The organism is Streptomyces sp. WG5 (assembly GCF_049974565.1).
Taxonomy (GTDB): Bacteria; Actinomycetota; Actinomycetes; order Streptomycetales; family Streptomycetaceae; genus Streptomyces.
Genome location: NZ_JBNGGC010000039.1, coordinates 1 through 20,295, shown reverse-complemented (window position 1 = coordinate 20,295; position 20,295 = coordinate 1). Strand labels below are relative to the sequence as shown.

Genomic DNA, 20,295 nt, shown 5'->3' with positions numbered 1-20,295 from the left:
ACCTGGTAAATTCGGATCCATGGCCGTCCAGAAGACAGACCCCACCCCGACAACCTCCCGCGACCGGCAGAACCCCGACGCCACCCGGCGCAGCCAGCGGTCCCGCCAGGCCATCTACGACGCCGCCCTCGCGCTCGTCGCGGAGGTCGGTTACCCGAAGACCACCATCGAGGGCATCGCCGCCCGCGCCGGCGTCGGCAAGCAGACGATCTACCGCTGGTGGTCCTCGAAGGCGGACGTCCTGCTGGAGGCCTTCCTCGACCTGGGCGAGCGGGCCGTGCAGGCCGCCGGCGAGGAGGCGTACGCCATCCCGGACACCGGCGACCTCGCCGCCGACCTCAAGGCCGTGCTGCGCGCCACCGTCGACGAACTGCGGGATCCGAAGTTCGAAGCCCCCTACCGCGCCCTGGCCGCGGAGGGCGTCGTCAACGAACAGCTCGGCCGGGAGTTCGTCGCCCGGCTCCTGGAGCCGTCGCTCCAACTCCACGCCGACCGGCTGCGCGCCGCCCAGGAGGCCGGCCACGTACGGCCGGAGATCGATCCGCGCATCGCACTGGAGCTCTTCGTCTCCCCGCTCGCCCAGCGCTGGCTCCAGCACACGGGGCCGATCTCCCACGCCTACACCGACACACTCGTCGACTACGCGCTCCACGGGCTCGCGCCGCGATGACCGCGGAGCCCGGCGACGAGGCCCGGCCGGGGACACCCGACGGGGGAAACCCGGCCGGGGAAGTTTGTCCCTTCCCGACCCCGAAGCGCGGAATGGTGCGACCATAGGGCATGCTGGTGCGCACGACGGCGAGGCGAAGGGGCTAGATGAGCGCGGAGTTCGGCGGTCGGAGCGGCCTGCAGGGCAAACTCTCCCAGTGGCTGCGCGGACGCCGCCCCAAGGAGGCCGCCGGTGACGGTGGCCGGGAGGACCTGCTGCTCGCCGCCGCCGGTGCGGGACTGCCCCTGGCGCCCGCCGCGCACCCGGCCGGATACCGCTGCTCCTGCGACCGCGTCGGCTGCCCCACCCCCGCCCGGCACCCGGTGTCCTTCGCCTGGCAGACGCAGTCCACCACCGACCGCGCGCAGATCGAGCGCTGGGCCCGCCACCAGCCCGAGGCCAACTTCATCACCGCGACCGGCCTGGTGCACGACGTCCTCGACGTCCCCCTCCAGGCCGGTCGTGAGGCGCTTCAGCGCCTGCTCGACGCGGGTGTCGAGGTCGGCCCGGTCGCCGAGAGCGACGACGGCCGCATGCTGCTCTTCACCCTCACCCGCGGCACTCCCGAGGACGAGGACGAATGGTGGCCCTGCGAGCTGGACTGCCACCCCGAGACGATGGACGAGCACCCTGGTCTGCGCTGGCACTGCCGGGGCTCCTACGTCCTCGTACCGCCCGCCCGGCTGCCCGGTGAGGACCGGACGGTGCACTGGGTGCGCGGCCCCGAGCACCCGCTGCCGGACCCGCTGACCCTGCTGGAGACCCTCACGGACGCGTGCGCCCGGCACGCCGGCGAGGAGAGCGACCAGGCGGGCACGGCCTGGCCCCTGCGCCGCTGAGCCGGCGCGGCGCCACCCGCCGCCGCTACTCGCCCTTCGCCGACGTCAGCCCCTGGACCCGCCCCAGGACCGACACCTGCCCGCCGCCCGAGCCGTCCGCCGGGTCGAGCGCGATCTGGTTGGAGACGAACTCCATCGTCAGGGACTGCTTGATCTCACCGTCCGTCAGCGCGAGCACGTCCTTGTTCGGGGCCGGCACCGACGTGCCCTGCGCGGCGGTCCGCTTCTCGAAGTGCCGCGTGGTGAAGAACACCAGCGCCCCGCCGTCCTCGGTACGCAGCGCCAGCGGCGCGTAGTCGCCGTCCGTCAGCGGTTCGTCGATGAACTGCGTGACCAGGCCGGGGCGGATCGACCGCTTCTCGCGCGACTGCCGCCAGGAACTGGTGTGGGCGCCGTCCGCGAACGCCTTCCCGCCGTCCTTCAGATACGTCGTGTAGCCCTTGCTCAGGCCGGCGGGCGGGACGGCCAGGCCGGTGGTGTTCGCGGGGACGGCCTCGGCCCAGCCGTCCCGGTCGGTCTTGATCTCGGGCATCTTCCCGGGAGGGACCAGCGTCAGGTACGCGGCCTGCCAGGTCTCCTCCAGGCCGTCCCGGGTGAAGACCAGCACCCAGCGCGAGTCGCCGCCCTTGTTGCCCTTGGCGTCCGCGACGAACCAGCGCGGCCAGCCCGCCTTCTTCGGGATCGTGAACTTCGCGTCCGTCAGTTCCAGCGGCGTGTGCGAAGCGTTGCCGCCCGGGTTGTTGGCCCGGCCCGCCTTCAGCCGCGCCGAGTCGATGGCGGCGAGGGCGCCGGTGGTGTGCTCGGCGTCGAGGGAGGCGTCGTACGCCTCGTCGGCCGCGTTGTACGCGGAGGTGAACTCCTGGAGCGCCTTCGCGGCCTCGGCCCGGGTGGTCGCGGGGAGCACCTCGCGCTCTCCGTGCACCACCACGCAGCCGCTCGCCGTCAACGACAAAGCGGTCGCCGAGGCGGCTATGAGCGCGCACTGGTCAAGCCTGCGGGGCCTACGAGGGCCGCGATCCCTGCTCATCAGGTCTTCTTCACCTTCCCCTTCCCGGAGGCGAACCCTACCGGGGCGAGGGGGCGCGCGAACCCCGGGACCGGGTACAGCGGCCACACCGTGACCTCCCGTCACGGACCGCGCCTCGGGACGACCGGCACCGCCCCCGGGCGCGGGCGCGGCAGTACCTCCACCGGCCGGTCGCGGACCTCGGACGGCAGCTGTTCGCAGAGCACCTCCGCCGGCGGTCCGCCGGCCGCGGCCCGGCAGGCGCCCAGGACGGGGGCGCCCTCTTCCGCTTCCCCGGCGGCGAGGGGACGCGCCGGGCCGTGCGTCCCGGCCCGCACCGTCTCCCGGCCCCGGCCCGGAGGCCTGCGCGGCCGGGACGCGCCCGCCGCCCCGGCGATGCTTGAATGCGCCGGTGACTGACTACGACGTACTGCGCGTCTTCTGCGCGCCGAACGGCGGCTACGGCAACGAGCTCGGCGTCGTCCGGGACGGCTCCGTGCTGCCGGACCGGGCCGAGCGGCAGGAGCTCGCCGCGAAACTCGGCTTCAGCGAGACCGTGTTCGTCGACGACCCCGAGCGCGGCGTCGTCGACCTCTACACACCCACCCTGCGCCTGCCGTTCGCCGGCCACCCCTGCGTCGGCACGGCCTGGCTGCTCGACGTGCCCGAACTCGTCACCCCGGCCGGAGTGGTGGGCGCCCGGCTGGACGGCGAGTTCAGCTGGATCGAGGCCCGCCCCGAGTGGGCACCGCCGCGCACCCTGCGCCAGTACGCCACCGTCGCCGAGGTCGACGACCTGCGGGTGCCGCCACCGGGGGAGTGGGTCTACGCCTGGGCCTGGGAGGACGAGGCGGCCGGGCGTATCCGTGCCCGCGCCTTCCCGGGGCGCGTCGATGAGCGCGGCGACAGCCACTCCGGTGGAGCCGGTGCTTGCCCCGGGGGGATCGACGAGGAGGAGGCGACGGGCGCGGCGGCGCTGCTGCTGACCGAGCGGCTGGGGCGTGCCCTCAACATCACCCAGGGGGTCGGCTCGCAGATCCTCACGGCCCCGCAGCCCGAGGGGTGGGTCGAGATCGGGGGACGGGTACGCCTGGAGCGGTGACCGCGGTGACGGCGGCCCGGCGCCGTGCCTGCGGACCGGCCGCCGTCGTGCCGGCTGCCCTCGCACCGGCCGCCGTCGTGCCGGCTGCCTTCGCACCGGCCGCCGTCGTGCCGGTCCGGCCGGTCCGCCTCACGCCGACAGCGGGAACTCCTCGCCCAGCCCCTGGAAGACCGCCGTGTTCAGGGCGAAGGCCCGCTTGCACTCGGCGACGACCCGCTGCTTCTCCAGGTCGTCCGCGGGGATGCCGTCCAGCAGCTCGCGGTACTCGCGCTTGAAGGCGGCCGGGTTGGTGATCTCCTCGAAGACGTAGAAGCGGACCCCGTCGCCCTTCTTGGCGAAGCCCCACGTCCGCTCCGCCTTGTCGCGGATGATCTGCCCGCCGGACAGGTCGCCGAGGTAGCGCGTGTAGTGGTGGGCGACGTACCCGCCGGGCCACTGCTCGGCGCACTCGCGCACCCGGGCCGCGTACTCCTCGGTCGCGGGCAGGGCGGTCAGCCCCGTGCGCCACCGCGGGCCGCGCAGGTGGGCCAGGTCCCGCTCCAGCGAGGCCAGCCGCATCAGCTCCGGCCGGACGAACGGCCCGGCCACCGCGTCCGAGGCCAGCCGGCCGGCGCCGGCCTCCAGTGCCTCGTAGACGAACCACAGCTGCTCGGTGTAGCGCGCGTACGCGTCGACGCCGAGCCGGCCGCCGAGCAGGTCGCTCATGAAGGTGGAGGTCTCCGCCTCCACGTGCTGCTCGTGGGAGGCCGTGCGGATGAGGGTCGAGAAGGAGTCCATGAGGCCGATTTTCTCTGGTTAGGCTTACCTAAGTCAATGCTTTTCCGACGCGCTGTCGGTAAAAGCGTACCCGGACACGCGAAAGCCCGCCCTCCGAGGAGAGCGGGCGTTGGGAAGGGACGCGGTGGGGCTACGGAAGGGTGAGGATGTCGGCGCCCGAGTCCGTCACCACCAGCGTGTGCTCGAACTGCGCCGTCCGCTTGCGGTCCTTCGTGACGACCGTCCAGCCGTCGTCCCACATGTCGTACTCGTGCGTCCCGAGCGTCAGCATCGGCTCGATGGTGAACGTCATCCCGGGCTGGATGACGGTCGTCGCGTGCGGGCTGTCGTAGTGCGGGACGATCAGCCCCGAGTGGAACGACGAGTTGATCCCGTGCCCGGTGAAGTCCCGCACCACCCCGTATCCGAACCGCTTCGCGTACGACTCGATGACCCGGCCGATGATGTTGATCTGCCGGCCCGGTTTGACCGCCTTGATCGCGCGGGCCAGTGCCTCGCGGGTGCGCTCGACCAGCAGCCGGCTCTCCTCGTCGACGTCCCCGACGAGGTAGGTCGCGTTGTTGTCGCCGTGCACTCCGCCGATGTACGCCGTCACGTCGAGGTTGACGATGTCACCGTCGCGCAGCACCGTGGAGTCGGGGATGCCGTGGCAGATGACCTCGTTGACCGAGCTGCACAGGGACTTGGGGAAACCGCGGTAGCCGAGCGTGGAGGGGTAGGCGCCGTGGTCGCACATGTACGCGTGCGCCACCCGGTCCAGCTCGTCCGTCGTCACGCCGGGCGCGATGATCTTCGCGGCCTCCTCCATCGCCCGCGCCGCGATCCGGCCGGCCACGCGCATGGCCTCGATCGTCTCCGGCGTCTGCACCTCCGGCCCGGTGTACGGCGTCGGCGCGGGTTTGCCCACGTACTCGGGCCGGCGGATGTTTCCGGGTACGGAACGGGTGGGAGAAAGCTCCCCTGGTACGAGCAGCGACTGGCCAGACATGTCAGCGAGTCTAACCAGCGGGCCTACGGGAGCATGTCCCCGGCAGGTGGGCGAAAGGAGCCGGTCATGGCCTTGTTCAAGAAGCGCACGGTCGGAAAACCGGGCGAGTGGTACTACTGCCTGGAGCACCGGAAGGTCGAGGAGGGGCCGGACTGCCCGGGCAAGGACCGTTTCGGGCCGTACGCGTCCCGTACGGAGGCCGAGCAGGCGATGCAGACCGCCCGCGAGCGCAACCTGGAGTGGGAGAACGACCCCAGGTGGCACGACGCCTCCGCCGAGGGGCGCGCGGACGGGGACTGACCGCCGTTGCCCGGACGTCCGGTCACCAGCGGGACGGAGGCGGGGCCGTCAGGTGGTCGGCCAGCCGGGAGAGGCGGTCCCGGAAGCGGCGGCGGCCCCGGGGCGGCGGCACCGTGTTCTCGCCGGCCGCCGCGCTGACCAGGTGCTGCACCGTGTCCAGGTTCAGCTCGGCGCCCTCCGGCACGGTCAGTGTCTCGTGCGCCATGGCCGTCAGCTCCCGCTCGCCGGTGCCGAGCGCCAGCACCGTCGCGCCGGCCCGGCGGGCGTCGTGCACCCGTTCCAGCAGCGGGGCTCCCGGGGCGTCGGGCGTCACCACGAGCAGCGTCTCCCCGCGCCGGGCCGCCGCCAGCCGCCCGAGACCCACCGCGAGGTGTGCCGGGTCCGACGGGCGCGCGTCGTGCCGTACGAGCGTGGGGGCCAGCTCCGGTGTCCCCGACCAGGCGGCCTCGTCCACCAGGTGCGCCGCCAGGTGCCAGGGCTCGTACCCGGCGGTGCCCACCAGCAGCAGCCCGCCGCCGTGCGGGACCACGGACCCCCGCAGCGCCCCGGCGAACCCCCGGGTGGCCCCCAGCCACTCGGTTCCGGCGAGCACGTCCCGCAGCAGCGCGACCCGTACGGCGTCCATGGGCCCGCATCCTGCCGCACCCCGGACCGCGCCGCCCGGGATCCGCCCGGAATTCGCCCGACCCGGGGACGGCCCGGGGAAGGGCCCGGGAACGGCCGGAGGACTGCCCGCAACTCCCCGGGGACGGTCCGAGGGCGCGCCGGGGACGGTCCGAGGGGGCTCCGGGACGGACCCGGAACGGCCCGACACCGGGTGGAACCCGAACCCGTCCGGCGGCCGGTACGGACGTAGGGTCGGCCCATGACCTCTACCGACAGTGCTGCACAGAAGGCCCCCGCCAAGGACCCCTGGGACCTGCCCGACGTCTCCGGGCTCGTCGTCGGCGTACTCGGCGGCACCGGCCCCCAGGGCAAGGGCCTCGCCTACCGCCTCGCCAAGGCCGGCCAGAAGGTGATCGTCGGCTCGCGCGCCGCCGAGCGCGCCCAGGTTGCCGCCGAGGAGATCGGGCACGGCGTCGAGGGCGCCGACAACGCCGAGACCGCCCGCCGCAGCGACGTCGTGATCGTCGCCGTGCCCTGGGACGGCCACGGCAAGACCCTCGAGGCCCTGCGCGAGGAACTGGCCGGCAAGCTCGTCGTCGACTGCGTCAACCCGCTCGGCTTCGACAAGAAGGGCGCCTACGCGCTCAAGCCCGAGGAGGGCAGCGCCGCCGAGCAGGCCGCCGCCCTGCTGCCGGACAGCCGGGTCGCCGCCGCCTTCCACCACCTGTCCGCCGTCCTCCTCCAGGACCCGGAGATCGACGAGATCGACACCGACGTCATGGTGCTCGGTGAGGAGCGCGCCGACGTCGAGATCGTGCAGGCCCTCGCCGGGCGCATCGCCGGCATGCGCGGCGTCTTCGCCGGGCGGCTGCGCAACGCCCACCAGGTCGAGTCGCTCGTCGCCAACCTGATCTCCGTCAACCGCCGCTACAAGGCACACGCCGGGCTCCGCGTCACCGACGTCTGAGGCGATGGGGGACACTGGTGGGTGCCGGCGGTACGGCAGTACCCGTACCGCCCGTGTTCGCCGCAGTACCCGCACGTGTCCCCCGACAGGAGCCCGCACCATGCCCCGCCTCGCCCTCTACGCCCTGGCCGTCTGCGTACTCGCCGTGGCCGCCGCAGTCGTCTCCTTCGTGCAGGGCAGCGTGCTGATCGGCGTCGTGTGGGTGCTGCTGTCGGGGGTGTCGTCCAACATGTGCTGGTACTACGTCAAGCGCGGCCGGGACGCCCGCCGCGCCACGTCCGTCACGGGCTGACCGGCGTCAGCCGACGACCGAGCACAGCTCGTCCGTCTGCCAGAAGCGGTACAGCTCGAAGCCGCAGTAGGTGTCGACCTCGCTGATCCCGAGGCCGCGCAGGACCGCGTCGACGGCGTCGAAGAACACGCCGTTGAGCGCCGGGATCCACAGCAGCGCGAACACGATCAGCAGCCCGAACGGCGCGAGCGGCTCCACCTGCCGCCGCACGTTGTACGACAGCCACGGCTCGACCACCCCGTAGCCGTCCAGGCCCGGCACCGGCAGGAAGTTCAGGACCGCGGCCGTGACCTGGAGCAGCGCCAGGAAGGCCAGCGCGATCCGGAAGTCGCGCGGCACGCCGTCCAGCGCGTCCAGCCAGAACGGGGCCGTGCACACCACCGCGAACAGGACGTTCGTCAGCGGGCCCGCGGCCGAGATCAGACTGTGCCGCCAGCGGCCCCGGATCCGCCCGCGCTCGATGAACACCGCACCGCCCGGCAGACCGATCCCGCCCATGATCACGAACAGCACCGGGAGCACGATGCTCAGCAGGGCATGCGTGTACTTGACCGGGTTCAGCGTGAGGTAGCCCTTCGCGCCGACCGAGATGTCGCCGCTGTGCAGCGCGGTGCGGGCGTGCGCGTACTCGTGCAGGCACAGCGACACGACCCACGCGGCCGTCACGAACAGGAACACGGCGAGACCCGGCTGCTCGGCGAACCCGGTCCAGGTGGCCCAGCCGGTGACCGCGGCGACGGCGACGATCCCGAGGAACACGGGACTGATCCGCCGGTCGCTGGGGCGGGAGGTGGCGGTGGTCATGGGACTCCCTGGCTGTCGGACACACATGGGGCCTGCGGGGCCGGCCGGGGGGCCGGCGGGACTGCCCGACCGTACCGGGCGCACCGGGAAAACGTCCCGCGGGCGGCGGGAGGTTCCGGAACAACGGCGGGAGGTCGCGGGACGCGGTCCCGCCGGCGCCCGCCGCCGGTGGGCATCCGCGGCTGCTCCACGCGCCGCACCGTCAAAACCCCGTGACCGGCTTCGACGGCAGCGGGGACAATGGACCCCGTGCGCTACCGCATCCTCGGCACCACTCAGGTTCTCCGCCCCGACGGCACCCTCGTCCCGGTGGGCGGGGCGCGGCTGCGCGCGCTGCTGACCGTGCTCGCCCTCAGGCCCGGTCGCGCCGTGCCGGCGGGGCTGCTGGTGGAGGAGGTGTGGGACGGCGACCCGCCCGCCGACGCACCGGGCGCCCTCCAGGCGCTGGTCGGGCGGCTGCGCCGGACGCTCGGCGCGGACGCGGTCGCCTCCGCCGACGGTGGTTACCGGCTCACCGCCACCCCCGACGACGTCGACCTCCACCGCTTCGACCGGCTGGCCGGCGAGGGCACCCGCGCCCTCGCCGACGGCGACCTCGCCAAGGCGGCCGTGGCGCTCGACGACGCCCTCGCCCTGTGGCGCGGTCCGGCCCTCGCCGACCTGCCCGACCGCACCGCCGAGGCGGCCCGCTGGGAGACCCGGCGCCTGGACACCCTGCGCGCGCGCCACACCGCCGCCCTGGCCCTCGGACAGGCCGAGCCCTCCCTGCCCGAGCTGACCGCGCTGTGCGACGAGCACCCACTGGACGAGCCCCTCCAGGCCCTTCGGCTGCGCGCCCTGCGCGACACCGGCCGCGCCGCCGAGGCGCTGGCCGCCTACGAGGCCGTACGCCGGCTGCTCGCGGACCGGCTCGGCACCGATCCCGGGCCCGAACTGCAGGCCCTGCACGGGGCGCTGCTCAATCCCGGAGCGCCCGCGAAGGCCCCCGGGCCCGGGAAGCCCGCCACGCCCGGGAGGCCCGCGATGCCCGCGGTCGGCGGGATACCTTCGGCGCCCCGTGAGTCCTCCCCGTCGTCCCCGCAGTCCCCGGCTCCCGCCGCCCCCGGAGCTCCCGCCGCCCCCGAAGCTCAAGCCGCCTCCGGAGCGCCCGAGCACCCTGTCGCCGCCGCGGCGCCCCGCCCCCCGGGCAACCTCCGCGCCCGGCTGACCTCGTTCGTCGGCCGGGCCGCCGACCTGGAGGCCCTCCGTTCCGACCTGGCCACCACGCGGCTCGTCACCCTCCTCGGGCCCGGCGGTGCGGGCAAGACCCGGCTGTCGCAGGAGGCCGCGGAGGGCGCCGGGGACACGGCGCGGGACGGCGTGTGGCTGGCCGAACTCGCGCCCGTCGACGACCCCGACGCCGTACCGGAGGCCGTCCTGACCGCGCTGGGCGCCCGCGAGACCGTGCTGTACGGCGCCGGCGCCGAGGAGATGCGGGCCGTCGCCGCCACCGACCGGCAGGCCACCGCCGTCGAGCGCCTCGTCGAGCACTGCGGCCGGCGCCGCATGCTCATCGTCCTCGACAACTGCGAGCACGTCGTCGACGCCGCCGCCCGCCTCGCCGAGGAACTGCTCGCCCGCTGCCCGGACCTGACCGTCCTCGCCACCAGCCGGGAACCCCTCGGCGTACCGGGGGAGCTGCTGCGCCCGGTGGAGCCGCTGCCCGAGCCGGCCGCGCTGCGGCTGCTCGCCGACCGGGGCGCCGCCGCCCGCCCCGGCTTCCGCACCGACGCCGACGAGGAGACCGCGGCCGCCTGCGCCGAGATCTGCCGCCGCCTCGACGGCCTGCCGCTGGCCATCGAACTGGCCGCCGCCCGGCTGCGGATGCTGACCCCGCGCCAGATCGCCGACCGCCTCGACGACCGTTTCCGCCTGCTCACCTCTGGCAGCCGCACCGGCCTGCCCCGCCAGCAGACACTGCGCGCGGTCGTCGACTGGTCCTGGGACCTGCTCGACGGGCACGAACGGGACGTGCTGGGACGCCTGTCCGTCTTCGCGGGCGGCTGCGACCTCGCCGCCGCCGAGGCCGTGTGCGGGCCCGCCACCCTGGAGGCGCTCGGCTCCCTGGTCGACAAGTCCCTCGTCGTGGCCGCGCCGTCCGGGAGCGACGGGATGCGCTACCGGCTCCTGGAGACCGTCGCCGAGTACGCCGGTGAACGCCTCGACGAGACCGGCGGCCGACCCGCCGCCGAGCGCGCGCACCTGACGTACTACCGGGAACTCGCCCGTACCACGGACCCGTTGCTGCGCGGCCCGCGGCAGCTCGCCGCCGTCGAGCGGCTGGAGCGCGAGTACGAGAACCTGCGCACCGCCCTGCGCCACGCCGTCGCCGAGCGCGACGAGCAGGAGGCGCTGAGCCTGGCCCTGTCGCTGAGCTGGTACTGGCAGATGCGCGACATGCGGGTGGAGGCCCGGAACTGGTTCAGCGAGGTCATGACCCTCGGCCCGGACCCGTTCGCCGAGCCGGTCCGCCGTGCCGAGCCGGTGTGGGAGCGGTGCACGGCCGCCCCGCCCCCGATGACCGGCGAAGTGCTCGCCGAGGCCCGCCGCGGCGTCCACCTGGCCCATCTCGCCTGCATGGACACCGAGCTGGACGCCTGGCAGAGCCCGGCGGCCAAGCGGAAGCTGCGCGCCATCACCGAGACGTACGAACCGGGCATGCCCCAGACCTGCTTCCCTCCCGGCCTGCTCTGGTTCTTCGCCGTGGTGCTCTCCGGCGACATGGAGCGGCTGCGCGAGATCATGGACGGCGCCGTGCGCACCTGCCGCGAGACGCCGGGATACGACTGGGCGCTGGCCGGCAGCCTCCAGATGCGCGCCAACTTCCTCGCCAACCGCGCCGAGTGGGCGGGCGACGCCACCAGTGACGCCGACGAGGCGCTGGAGATCTACCGCCGCCTCGGCGACGCCTGGGGCACCGCCGAGGCCCTCGCCGCCCGCGGCGAGGCCCGGGAGCGCAAGGGCGAGTTCCGGCTCGCCGCCGCCGACTACCGGGCCGCCGCGCAGCACGCCGAGCGGCTCGGCGCGCACGCCCAGGTGGACGTCCTGGAGGCCCGCCTCGGCAGTGTGCTGCTGGAGGCGGGCGAGGGCGAGGAGGGCGAGCGCATCCTGTACGCCGTGGTCGACCGCGCCGACGTGGCCGGGCACAGCGGCGCCATGCCGGCCGCCCGGCTCTTCCTCACCGGCTGGCTCGGCATGACCGGCCGGACCGCCGAGGCGCGGATGCAGCTGCGGCTGCTGCGCAAGGACTTCGTCATCTCGCACTTCATCGTCTTCGACGCCTTCATCCTCGCCGCCGAGGCGTGGATCGCCACGCTGGAGGACCGGCACGAGGAGTGCCTGGTCAAGATCCGGGAGTCGTTGGCGCGGGCCGAGGACCCGCTGTCCGCGGCCATCGCCCCGCACATGCGCTCCGGCTACCTGACCATCGCCGCGATGGCGCTGGCCCGCGTGGACGGCGGGCGCCGGGCCGTGGACGCCGCACGCTGCATCGGCGCCGCCGAGGCGATGCTGCCGCCGGACCACGTCCCGATGGGCCTGGAGCGGGACGCGCGTGACCGGGCCGCCGAGCGGGTCCGCGAGGTGCTCGGCTCCGAGGCGTACGAGGCCGCGTACGCCGAGGGCGGCGGTCTCTCCGCGAAGGAGGCCACCGCCCTCGTCTGAGGCGGACGCGACTCAGCTCTTCGTACGGAACTTGTGGATGGCGACCGGCGCCATCACCGCCGTCAGGGCCGCCGACCAGCCCAGCGTCACCCACAGGTCGTGCGTGACGGGGCCGCCCACCATCAGCCCGCGCGCGGTGTCCGCGAGGGCGGAGAGCGGGTTGTAGTCGGTGAACGCCTGCAGCCAGCCCGGCATCGAGTCGGTCGGCGCGAAGATCGACGAGCCGAACTGGAGCGGCATCAGCACCAGGAAGCCCATCGCCTGCACGGACTGCGCGTTCTTCATGATCACGCCGAGGGTGATGAACACCCACATCAGGGCCGAGCCGAACACCGCGGACAGACCGACCGAGGCCAGCAGACCGGCCCAGTCGGTGATGTCGAAGCCGACGAGAACGGCGACGACCATCAGCACCGCGGTCGCGAACAGCATCCGCAGCAGCTCCACGGCGATCTTGGCGAACAGCACCGAGCCGCGGCCGATCGGCAGGGACCGGAAGCGGTCCATGACGCCGGAGTTGAAGTCCTGGTTGAAGCCGGTGCCGACCCCCTGGGCCATGGTCATGCCCATCATGGCCATCAGACCGGGGACGACGTACTGCACGTACGCCTCCTGTCCGCCGCCCAGCGACTGCCCGATGGAGCCGCCGAAGACGTACACGAACAGGAGCGTGAAGACGATCGGGAACAGGACGGCGTCGAACATCGACTCCGGGTCCTGCCGGATCCACAGCAGGTTGCGGCGTACCAGGGCGCTGGTGTGCCGCAGGTGCCCGCGCACCGAGATCCGGGCGTCGGCGGCCGGCTGCACGGGAACCGCGGAGACGGGAGCCGTGGGGGCGGTGGTGGTGGCGCTCATGCGGCGACCTCCTCGCGGGCGTCGGCGGGCGCGGTGTCCTGCGGGGCACTGGCGCGGTGGCCGGTGAGGGACAGGAAGACCTCGTCCAGGCTGGGCAGTTCGGTGGTGATGGAGGCGATCGTGATGCCGCGCGCGGTGACCGCGCCGACCACGGCGGTCAGCTGCTCGTCGCTGAGGATCGGCACCAGGGCGGCGCCGCGCTCCGTGTCCACGGTGGAGCTGGCGAGCCCGGTGATGCCCAGCTCGTCCAGGTGGGAGGCGAGCGGGCGCAGCTGGAGCGGGTCGGCCGGGCGGATGCGCAGGGTGCGGCCGCCGACCTTGGCCTTCAGCTCCTCGATGCCGCCGTTCGCGATGACCTTGCCGCGGTCCACGACGGTCAGCTCGGAGGCGAGCTGCTCGGCCTCCTCCATGTACTGGGTGGTGAGCAGCACGGTGACGCCGTCGCCGACCATGCGCTTGACCTCGTCCCACACCTCGTTGCGGGTGCGCGGGTCCAGGCCGGTGGTGGGCTCGTCCAGGTACAGCACGGCCGGGCGCCCGATCATGGACGCGGCCAGGTCGAGGCGGCGCCGCATGCCGCCCGAGTAGGTGGCCGCGGGCCGCTTGCCGGCCTCGGTGAGCGAGAACCGCTCCAGCAGCTCGTCGGCCCGGGCGCGCGCGTCCTTGCGGGACAGGTCGAGCAGCCGGCCGATCAGGTAGAGGTTCTCCCAGCCGGGGAGCTTCTCGTCCACGGACGCGTACTGCCCCGTGAGCCCTGTCACCCGCCGCAGCTGCCGCGGCTGCCGTACGACGTCGTAGCCGGCGACGTACGCCCGGCCGGCGTCGGGGGTGATCAGGGTGGACAGGATGCGGACGAGGGTGGTCTTGCCGGCGCCGTTCGGCCCGAGCACACCCATCACGGTGCCCTCGCGCACATCCAGGTCGACACCGTCCAGCGCCTTGGTCTCGCCGTAGTGCTTGACCAGCCCCCGTACGGTGACCGCGCTGCCCGCGGTCCGGGGGTCGTCGTCGATTCGCTTCATGCCGACGACGTTGTCAGCCCCCGCCGACAAACCACCGACATCCGACCGACACCGGCCCCGTGGTCCCGCCGTCCCACCCGCGGCGCACCGCGACCGTCGACCGCTGGACCACCACGGCGAGCGGCCGGCTCCGCGAGAGCGGCGCCGGGCTCGGGGGCGAAGAGGTGGGGGCGGAGCCCCCTGGGGCCGGTGTGTGGTGCCGCGGTGGCTCAGTGGACGGAGTGCTCGTCCTGCGGGAACGTTCCGCCGACGACGTCCTCGGCGAAGGACTTCGCCGCGTCGCCGATGACCTGGCGCAGGTCGGCGTACTTCTTCACGAACTTCGGCACCCGGCCGCCGGTCAGCCCGAGCATGTCGGTCCACACCAGCACCTGGGCGTCGGTGCCGGGCCCGGCACCGATGCCGACCGTCGGGATGTGCAGCGTCCGCGTCACCTCGGCGGCCAGCTCGGCCGGCACCAGCTCCAGGACGACCGCGAAGGCGCCCGCGTCCTGCACGGCCTTGGCGTCGCGCAGCAGCTGCTGGGCCGCCTCCTCGCCCCGGCCCTGCACCCGGTAGCCCATGGCGTTGACGGACTGCGGGGTGAGGCCGATGTGCGCCATCACCGGGATGCCGGACTCGACGAGCAGCCGGATCTGCTCGTGCGACCGCTCACCGCCCTCCAGCTTCACGGCGCCGACGCCCGCCTCCTTCACCAGCCGGGTCGCCGAGCGCAGCGCCTGCACCGGACCCTCCTGGTAGGAGCCGAAGGGCAGGTCTCCGACGATGAGGGCGCGGCTGGTGCCCCGTACGACCGCGGCCGAGAGCATCGTCATCTCGTCCAGCGTGACGGGCACGGTGGTGTCGTAGCCGAGGTGGCAGTTGCCCGCGGAGTCGCCGACGAGCATGACCGGGATGCCGGCCTCGTCGAAGACGGACGCGGTCATCGCGTCGTACGCGGTGAGCATGGGCCACTTCTCGCCGCGCTCCTTGGCGGCGGCGATGTCCCGGACGGTGATACGGCGGTTGCTCTTGCCCCCGTACAGCGCCTTGCTCCCGTCGGCGGGGCGGCTCTGTGGCGTCTGGGCAGCCGAAAGCTGCGTCATGGCAACGGCTCCTTCATGTCATCTCGAGGCGCCCTGACGGCGTCCCCGGATCCCCTCCATGGTGGCACCTCGTGAGCCCCGGCGGCTAGGGGCCCCCGTCGCGGGCCGCGCGAGGGGGAGTCGCGCACGGGGGGACAGCCGCGAGCGGGGGAAGCCGCGTACGGGGGGAAATCGCGGACGGGGGGAAATCGCGGACGGGGAACGTCGCGCGGGCGGGAAGTCACGCCGGGAAAGGGGAGGGAGGAAGAGGGGAGGGAGGGGGCGAATGTGCCCGGTGGGTCACAGAGCCGTCCGTGTCGACGGTCTGCGGAACTCCGGACTCCGGTTCGTGCGTCCTCGTGCCCGTACGGCCGTCATGGGACGGCAGGATCGGAACCGATCATCCCCTAGGGTGCTGAGTCATGGGGGGCGACGGTGTGCACGGCAGTCAGTGAGGCGACGGTATGGCGCAGCAGGCGTACATGACGGAGACGGACAACGGCGACTCGGGCCCCGAGCGCCGGAATACCCGGATTCGGCGTCTGTTCGACCGGCTGGTCACCGGCTGGCGCGGCGACCGGCGGATCTGGCGCCGGGGCCTGGTCACCGCCGCGGTGGCCCTGCTCCTGGCCGGCGTCATGGCGGCCCACTCGCGCATCCCGAACGCCATCGGCAACCTCGGCAGCCTCACGGAGACCTTCCTGCCGTGGTTCGGCCTGCTGCTCCCGGTCCTGCTGGTGATCGCCGTCGTCCGCAAGTCGGCGACGGCCCTGATCGCGCTGGTGCTGCCGGTGAGCGTGTGGCTCAACCTCTTCGGCGGCCTGCTCTTCGACAAGACCGGCGCCGGCGGCGACCTCACGGTGGCCACGCACAACGTCAACGCCGACAACGCCGATCCCGCCGGCACCGCCCGCGCCGTGGCCGCGGCGGGCGCGGACGTGCTGGCCCTGGAGGAGCTGAAGGCGTCCGCCGTGCCGACGTACGAGCGGGCACTGGAGCCGAAGTACCGGCACCACGCGGTCGTCGGCACCGTCGGGCTGTGGAGCAAGTACCCGGTGAGCGACGTGAAGGCCGTCGACATCCGGCTGGGCTGGAAGCGCGCGATGCGCGCCACCGTCGCCACCCCGTCCGGTCCGGTCGCGGTGTACGTCGCTCACCTGCCCTCCGTACGGGTGAAACTGGAGGCCGGGTTCACCGCCCGGCAGCGGGACAAGAGCGCCGAGGCCCTCGGCGAGGCCATCTCCCACGAGAAGCTGCCCCGCAAGATCCTGCTCGGCGACCTCAACGGCACCATGAACGACCGCGCGCTCACCGCGATCACCTCCCAGATGCGCTCCCCGCAGGGTGCCGTGGGCAACGGCTTCGGCTTCAGCTGGCCCGCGTCGTTCCCGATGGCCCGCATCGACCAGATCCTGGTCACCGGCGTCGACCCGGTGACCAGCTGGACCCTCCCCGAGACCGGCAGCGACCACCTTCCGATCGCCGCCCGTGTGAAGGTCGACACAACGGCTTCCTGAGATTCGCCGGTGGAATACTCGCCCTGAGAGGCTTTGTTCCGTACGGGAACATAACGACGTCCGGACGGGGCGCCCAGACAGACGCTCATCCCGTACGGACACCTCCGCTCTCGAAAGGCGAGACCCCTCATGCCCCTGGCCCTGCTCGCCCTTGCCGTGGGCGCCTTCGGCATCGGTACGACCGAGTTCGTGATGATGGGCCTGCTGCCCGACGTCGCGGACGACCTGCACATCTCGATCCCCAGCGCCGGCCACCTGGTCTCGGCCTACGCGCTCGGCGTCGTCATCGGCGCCCCGCTGCTCGCGGCGGCGACCGCCCGGATGTCGCGCCGCACGGTCCTCGTCGCCCTCATGGTCCTCTTCGTGGCCGGCAACGCGCTCTCCGCGGTCGCGCCCGGGGAGGGCTCCCTCCTGGCCGCCCGTTTCGTCAGCGGTCTGCCGCACGGCGCCTTCTTCGGCGTCGGTGCGGTGGTCGCCACCGGGATGGTGGCGCCGGAACGCAAGGCCCGCTCCGTCTCCCTGATGTTCCTCGGCCTCACGGTCGCCAACATCGTCGGCGTGCCCGCGGCCACGGCCATGGGCCAGCAGCTGGGCTGGCGGGCCACCTTCCTCGGCGTGAGCGCGATCGGCGTCGCGGCGATAGCGGCGCTCCTCGCGCTGATCCCGCGCGAGAAGGCCCCCGCACCCACCACGGGCCTGCGCGGCGAACTGGCCGCCCTGCGCTCCCTCCCCGTCTGGCTGGCGCTCGGCACGACGGTCGCGGGCTTCGGCGCGCTGTTCTCCGCGTACAGCTACATCACGCCGATGCTCACGGACGCCGCCGGGTTCGCCGAGGCCAGTGTGACGCTGCTGCTGGCGCTGTTCGGCGTCGGCGCCACCGCGGGCAACCTGCTGGGCGGCCGGCTGGCCGACCACTCCCTGCGGGGCACCCTCTTCGGCGGCCTCGCCTCGCTGGTCCTGGTCCTCGCCCTCTTCCCGCTCCTGATGCGCACGGAGGTCACCGCGGCCGTCGCGGTGGCCCTGCTGGGCATGGCCGCCTTCCTCACCGGCTCCCCGCTCCAGCTGATGGTCATGGAGAAGGCGTCCGCGGCCCCCTCCCTGGCCTCCTCCGCCAACCAGGCCGCCTTCAACCTCGCCAACGCCGGCGGTGCCTGGATCGGCGGCCTCGCCCTCGCGGCGGGGTTCGGCGCCACCTCCCCGGCGACGGCGGGCGCGGCGCTGGCGGTGCTCGGCGTGGCGGTCGCCGGCGCGGCCTACGCGGTGGACCGGCGCCGTGTCGCTCCCGCTCCGGCGGCCGGGCGGGAGCGCGTGGTCGCGGGCCACGTGCCGGAGCCCGCGGAAACGGTCCGCCGGTAACGTCCGGAACCCGCCTCCCGGGGACGGGTGCCGGGCGGGCCCGGGCGGGCCCGGCCACGGTGACCTGCGGTTTTCCCCGCACGGCCGGCCCGGGTCCGGCGATCGCCGCGGGGGCCCGGCCGGTGGGGGAGGGCGGGAGCGCGAGGAGCGGGAGATTACTGGGACAGAAAGTGTGTCAAAGGCCGACAAATAGCCACTCGTCGTGAGACGGACGGTCACGTGTGACGCCCGGTGTGCGCCCTCCGGCACACGCCGGGTCGTCCGGGAGACGGACACGGGACCTCACACAAGGACATCCGACGAGGGGAAGTCGCCGATGAGTGAGTCCGTACAGACCGGCCCCAGGAGCAAAACCGGGGACAAGGTCAGAACAGAGGCCGCCGCGACGGCCGGGCAGGCCGGTCAGGCTGCCGGCCAGGTCGCCGGAACCGCGGCGGAACAAGCCCGGCATGTGGCCGACGAGGCCCGGCAGCAGGCCGGCTCGGCCGTCCAGGACCTGCGCGGCCGTGCGATGACCGAGGCGAACGGCCAGACCAGGCGGGCGGCCGGCACGCTGCGGCAGTGGGCGGACGACCTCGCCGACCTCGCCGAGAACGCCCACAAGGAGTCCGCGGTCCGCGGCCTGGCGACGCAGGCGGCCGACCGGGGTCACCGGGCGGCCGGCTACCTGGAGAGGCAGGGAGCCGAAGGCCTCGTGTCCGACCTCCAGGGCTTCGCCCGGCGGCGTCCCGGGGCCTTCCTCGGCGGCGCGCTGCTGGCCGGAATAGCCGTCGGGCGCCTGGCGAAGGCGGGCAGCGCCGCCCGTTCGGACGGCTCCGGACAGGGGCCGGCCACCGGTGCCGCGGACCGCGGCGGCCTGGCCGCCGCCCCGGACACCGCGCCGCTGCCGCCCGGCCCCGCGCCGGGTGCCCCGCCGCGGGCGGCCCCCACCAGCGCACCCGTCCCGCCCGCCACCGGTCTGCCGCCGGACAGCGCGCCGGGACGTGCCCGCCCGGAGGTGTGAGATGGCCACCGTCCGACCCGCGCCCCGCCCCACACGCCCCACCGAACCGCACGTCGACGACAGGTCCGTCGGGCAGCTCATGTCCCGCGTGACCGCGGACCTGCAGATCCTCTTCCGGCAGGAGATCGAGCTGGCCAAGGCCGAGATCAAGGAGGAGGGAACGAGGGCGGGCAAGGCCGCCGGAATGTTCGGCGGAGCCGGTTTCGCCGGCTACATGGTCCTCCTGTTCCTCTCGCTGGCCGCCGTGCTGGGCCTGGCCAACGTCATGGACGGGGGATGGGCGGCCCTGATCGTGACCGCGGTGTGGGCCGTCGTCGCGGCCGTGCTGTACATGAAGGGCCGCGCGGGGATGCGCACGGTCTCCCCGAAGCCCGAGCGAACCGTCGAGACCATGAAGGAGAACGCGGAATGGGCACGTCACCCGACCAGATGAGGGCCGAGATAGAGGCCACGCGCGGCCAGCTCTCCACGGACGTGGACCAGCTCGCCGAGCGGACCAGTCCCCGGCGGGCGGTCCGCCGGCGCCGGGCCAGGATGCGCGGCGCGGTGTGGGGCGTGCGCGACCGGGTCATGGGCACGGCGTCGCACACCGTCCACAGTGTCACCGGCACCGCGCAGTCCGCGGCCGGTTCGGTCTCGGGCACCGCGCACTCCGCGACGGGCTCGGTCTCGGACACGGCGCGCTCCGCGGCCGGTTCGGTACAGGAAGGCACCGGACGGGCGGCCGAGGCGGCACGGGACGCGGCCGGCCAGGCGGGAGAGGCCGCCCAGCAGGCACCCGAGATGGCCCGCCGTCAGACCCGGGGCAACCCGCTGGCCGCCGGCCTGGTCGCCTTCGGCGTCGGCCTGCTGGCGTCCTCGCTGCTGCCCGCCTCCCGGACCGAACAGGAGAAGGCCACCGAGCTGATGGAGCGCGGCGGCGAGGCGCTGGAGCCGGTGAAGCAGGCCGCGGCCGAGTCCGCGCAGCACCTGAAGGAAGGCGCCAAGGAGGTGACGCAGAGCGCGGCCGCCGAGGTGAAGGACAGCGCGGCGCAGGCCGCCCGCACCACGCAGGACGAGGCCCGCGACCGCGGCGGCGAGGTCGCCGGTCAGGCGCGGGACTCCGGCCGGCACCTCAAGGACGAGGCCCGGCAGCAGCGCCCGGGTTCCACCTAGCGCGTACGACCGGAGCCCGACCCCGGAGCCCCGAGCCCCGATCCGGTCCCGCCCGGACGGAGGCCCGGGGCTCCGGCGTGGCCGCGGGCATGCGCGGGCGACGGCTCAGGCGTCGGCGCCGTTCGTGGCCGGTACCGGCGAGGACCGAGCTGAAACGGGCGGGCCCCGGGGAAACAAAGCAAAGGGGGGGTAAAGGGGGCCCCCCCCACCCAGGGGGAGTGGGGGGGA

The 20,295-nt window shown here is 73.9% G+C and carries 20 protein-coding genes and 1 pseudogene; 12 read left to right on the top strand and 9 right to left on the bottom strand.

Going from position 1 to position 20,295, the window contains the following annotated elements; genetic code table 11:
- Positions 1-19: 19 nt before the first annotated feature.
- Together ACP4IX_RS30900 and ACP4IX_RS30895 are read left to right on the top strand one after the other, a co-directional pair.
- Positions 20-670 carry a TetR/AcrR family transcriptional regulator gene (locus tag ACP4IX_RS30900; protein WP_426522495.1) on the top strand — a complete coding sequence of 217 codons (651 nt, stop codon included), beginning with the start codon at positions 20-22 and terminating at the stop codon, positions 668-670.
- Between the two features lie 146 nt (positions 671-816).
- Positions 817-1,548 (top strand): bifunctional DNA primase/polymerase, encoded by a 732-nt coding sequence (locus ACP4IX_RS30895; RefSeq protein WP_426522494.1) that lies wholly within the window; start codon positions 817-819, stop codon positions 1,546-1,548.
- Between the two features lie 25 nt (positions 1,549-1,573).
- Here ACP4IX_RS30895 and ACP4IX_RS30890 read toward each other — a convergent pair whose 3' ends face one another.
- Complete coding sequence (locus ACP4IX_RS30890; protein WP_426557820.1) at positions 1,574-2,575, bottom strand: hypothetical protein; 1,002 nt, start codon at positions 2,573-2,575, stop codon at positions 1,574-1,576.
- A pseudogene (locus ACP4IX_RS30885) lies at positions 2,550-2,673 on the bottom strand (iron transporter); the annotation flags it as partial. The gene ACP4IX_RS30890 and the pseudogene ACP4IX_RS30885, both read right to left, overlap by 26 nt.
- Positions 2,674-2,966: 293 nt before the next feature.
- Between ACP4IX_RS30885 and ACP4IX_RS30880 the strand changes: the two are divergent.
- Complete coding sequence (locus ACP4IX_RS30880; RefSeq protein ID WP_426557818.1) at positions 2,967-3,656, top strand: PhzF family phenazine biosynthesis protein; 690 nt, start codon at positions 2,967-2,969, stop codon at positions 3,654-3,656.
- Between the two features lie 129 nt (positions 3,657-3,785).
- Here ACP4IX_RS30880 and ACP4IX_RS30875 read toward each other — a convergent pair whose 3' ends face one another.
- On the bottom strand, positions 3,786-4,433 hold the full coding sequence (locus ACP4IX_RS30875) for a heme oxygenase (biliverdin-producing) (RefSeq protein WP_426522491.1): 648 nt from the start codon (positions 4,431-4,433) through the stop codon (positions 3,786-3,788).
- Between the two features lie 130 nt (positions 4,434-4,563).
- On the bottom strand, positions 4,564-5,421 hold the full coding sequence (gene map / locus ACP4IX_RS30870) for a type I methionyl aminopeptidase (protein WP_426557816.1): 858 nt from the start codon (positions 5,419-5,421) through the stop codon (positions 4,564-4,566).
- 66 nt (positions 5,422-5,487) lie between these two features.
- On the opposite strand from map, the gene ACP4IX_RS30865 reads away from it, so the two are divergent.
- A complete protein-coding gene (locus tag ACP4IX_RS30865; protein WP_426557814.1) occupies positions 5,488-5,721 on the top strand; it encodes a hypothetical protein in 234 nt (77 codons plus the stop codon).
- Between the two features lie 22 nt (positions 5,722-5,743).
- Here ACP4IX_RS30865 and ACP4IX_RS30860 read toward each other — a convergent pair whose 3' ends face one another.
- On the bottom strand, positions 5,744-6,346 hold the full coding sequence (locus tag ACP4IX_RS30860) for a hypothetical protein (RefSeq protein ID WP_426522488.1): 603 nt from the start codon (positions 6,344-6,346) through the stop codon (positions 5,744-5,746).
- A 240-nt stretch (positions 6,347-6,586) separates the two neighbouring features.
- Between ACP4IX_RS30860 and npdG the strand changes: the two genes are divergently transcribed.
- Both npdG and ACP4IX_RS30850 read left to right on the top strand, forming a co-directional pair.
- On the top strand, positions 6,587-7,294 hold the full coding sequence (gene npdG, locus ACP4IX_RS30855; RefSeq protein ID WP_426522487.1) for an NADPH-dependent F420 reductase: 708 nt from the start codon (positions 6,587-6,589) through the stop codon (positions 7,292-7,294).
- Positions 7,295-7,394: 100 nt separating this feature from the next.
- Entirely contained in the window at positions 7,395-7,586 is a 192-nt protein-coding gene (locus ACP4IX_RS30850) for a hypothetical protein (RefSeq protein WP_279563676.1), read from the top strand.
- A 6-nt stretch (positions 7,587-7,592) separates the two neighbouring features.
- Here the strand turns inward: ACP4IX_RS30850 and ACP4IX_RS30845 are convergent, their stop codons facing one another.
- Positions 7,593-8,390: a site-2 protease family protein gene (locus tag ACP4IX_RS30845; RefSeq protein WP_426557812.1), complete on the bottom strand. Its 798-nt coding sequence runs from the start codon at positions 8,388-8,390 to the stop codon at positions 7,593-7,595.
- Positions 8,391-8,630: 240 nt separating this feature from the next.
- On the opposite strand from ACP4IX_RS30845, the gene ACP4IX_RS30840 reads away from it, so the two are divergent.
- A complete protein-coding gene (locus tag ACP4IX_RS30840) occupies positions 8,631-12,092 on the top strand; it encodes an AfsR/SARP family transcriptional regulator (protein ID WP_426557810.1) in 3,462 nt (1,153 codons plus the stop codon).
- Positions 12,093-12,104: 12 nt separating this feature from the next.
- On the opposite strand, the gene ACP4IX_RS30835 is transcribed toward ACP4IX_RS30840, so the two are convergent.
- The 3 genes from ACP4IX_RS30835 to panB form a co-directional block, all read right to left on the bottom strand.
- Positions 12,105-12,950 carry an ABC transporter permease gene (locus ACP4IX_RS30835; protein ID WP_426557808.1) on the bottom strand — a complete coding sequence of 282 codons (846 nt, stop codon included), beginning with the start codon at positions 12,948-12,950 and terminating at the stop codon, positions 12,105-12,107.
- Positions 12,947-13,972, bottom strand: a complete 1,026-nt coding sequence (locus ACP4IX_RS30830) for an ATP-binding cassette domain-containing protein (RefSeq protein ID WP_426557806.1) — start codon at positions 13,970-13,972, stop codon at positions 12,947-12,949. Before ACP4IX_RS30830 ends, ACP4IX_RS30835 begins: the two co-directional genes overlap by 4 nt.
- A gap of 209 nt (positions 13,973-14,181) precedes the next feature.
- A complete protein-coding gene (gene panB, locus ACP4IX_RS30825; protein ID WP_426522482.1) occupies positions 14,182-15,057 on the bottom strand; it encodes a 3-methyl-2-oxobutanoate hydroxymethyltransferase in 876 nt (291 codons plus the stop codon).
- A 443-nt stretch (positions 15,058-15,500) separates the two neighbouring features.
- Here panB and ACP4IX_RS30820 point away from each other — a divergent pair, with 443 nt between their 5' ends.
- From ACP4IX_RS30820 to ACP4IX_RS30800, 5 genes are all read left to right on the top strand, one after another.
- Positions 15,501-16,553, top strand: coding sequence for an endonuclease/exonuclease/phosphatase family protein (locus ACP4IX_RS30820; protein WP_426522481.1), 1,053 nt, complete (start codon positions 15,501-15,503; stop codon positions 16,551-16,553).
- A 129-nt stretch (positions 16,554-16,682) separates the two neighbouring features.
- A complete protein-coding gene (locus tag ACP4IX_RS30815) occupies positions 16,683-17,909 on the top strand; it encodes an MFS transporter (protein ID WP_426557804.1) in 1,227 nt (408 codons plus the stop codon).
- A gap of 316 nt (positions 17,910-18,225) precedes the next feature.
- Complete coding sequence (locus tag ACP4IX_RS30810; RefSeq protein WP_426522479.1) at positions 18,226-18,912, top strand: hypothetical protein; 687 nt, start codon at positions 18,226-18,228, stop codon at positions 18,910-18,912.
- A 1-nt stretch (position 18,913) separates the two neighbouring features.
- A complete protein-coding gene (locus ACP4IX_RS30805; protein ID WP_426522478.1) occupies positions 18,914-19,345 on the top strand; it encodes a phage holin family protein in 432 nt (143 codons plus the stop codon).
- Positions 19,321-20,067 (top strand): DUF3618 domain-containing protein, encoded by a 747-nt coding sequence (locus tag ACP4IX_RS30800; protein WP_426557802.1) that lies wholly within the window; start codon positions 19,321-19,323, stop codon positions 20,065-20,067. The genes ACP4IX_RS30805 and ACP4IX_RS30800 overlap by 25 nt, the downstream gene beginning before the upstream one ends.
- The last annotated feature ends 228 nt before the right edge of the window (positions 20,068-20,295 follow it).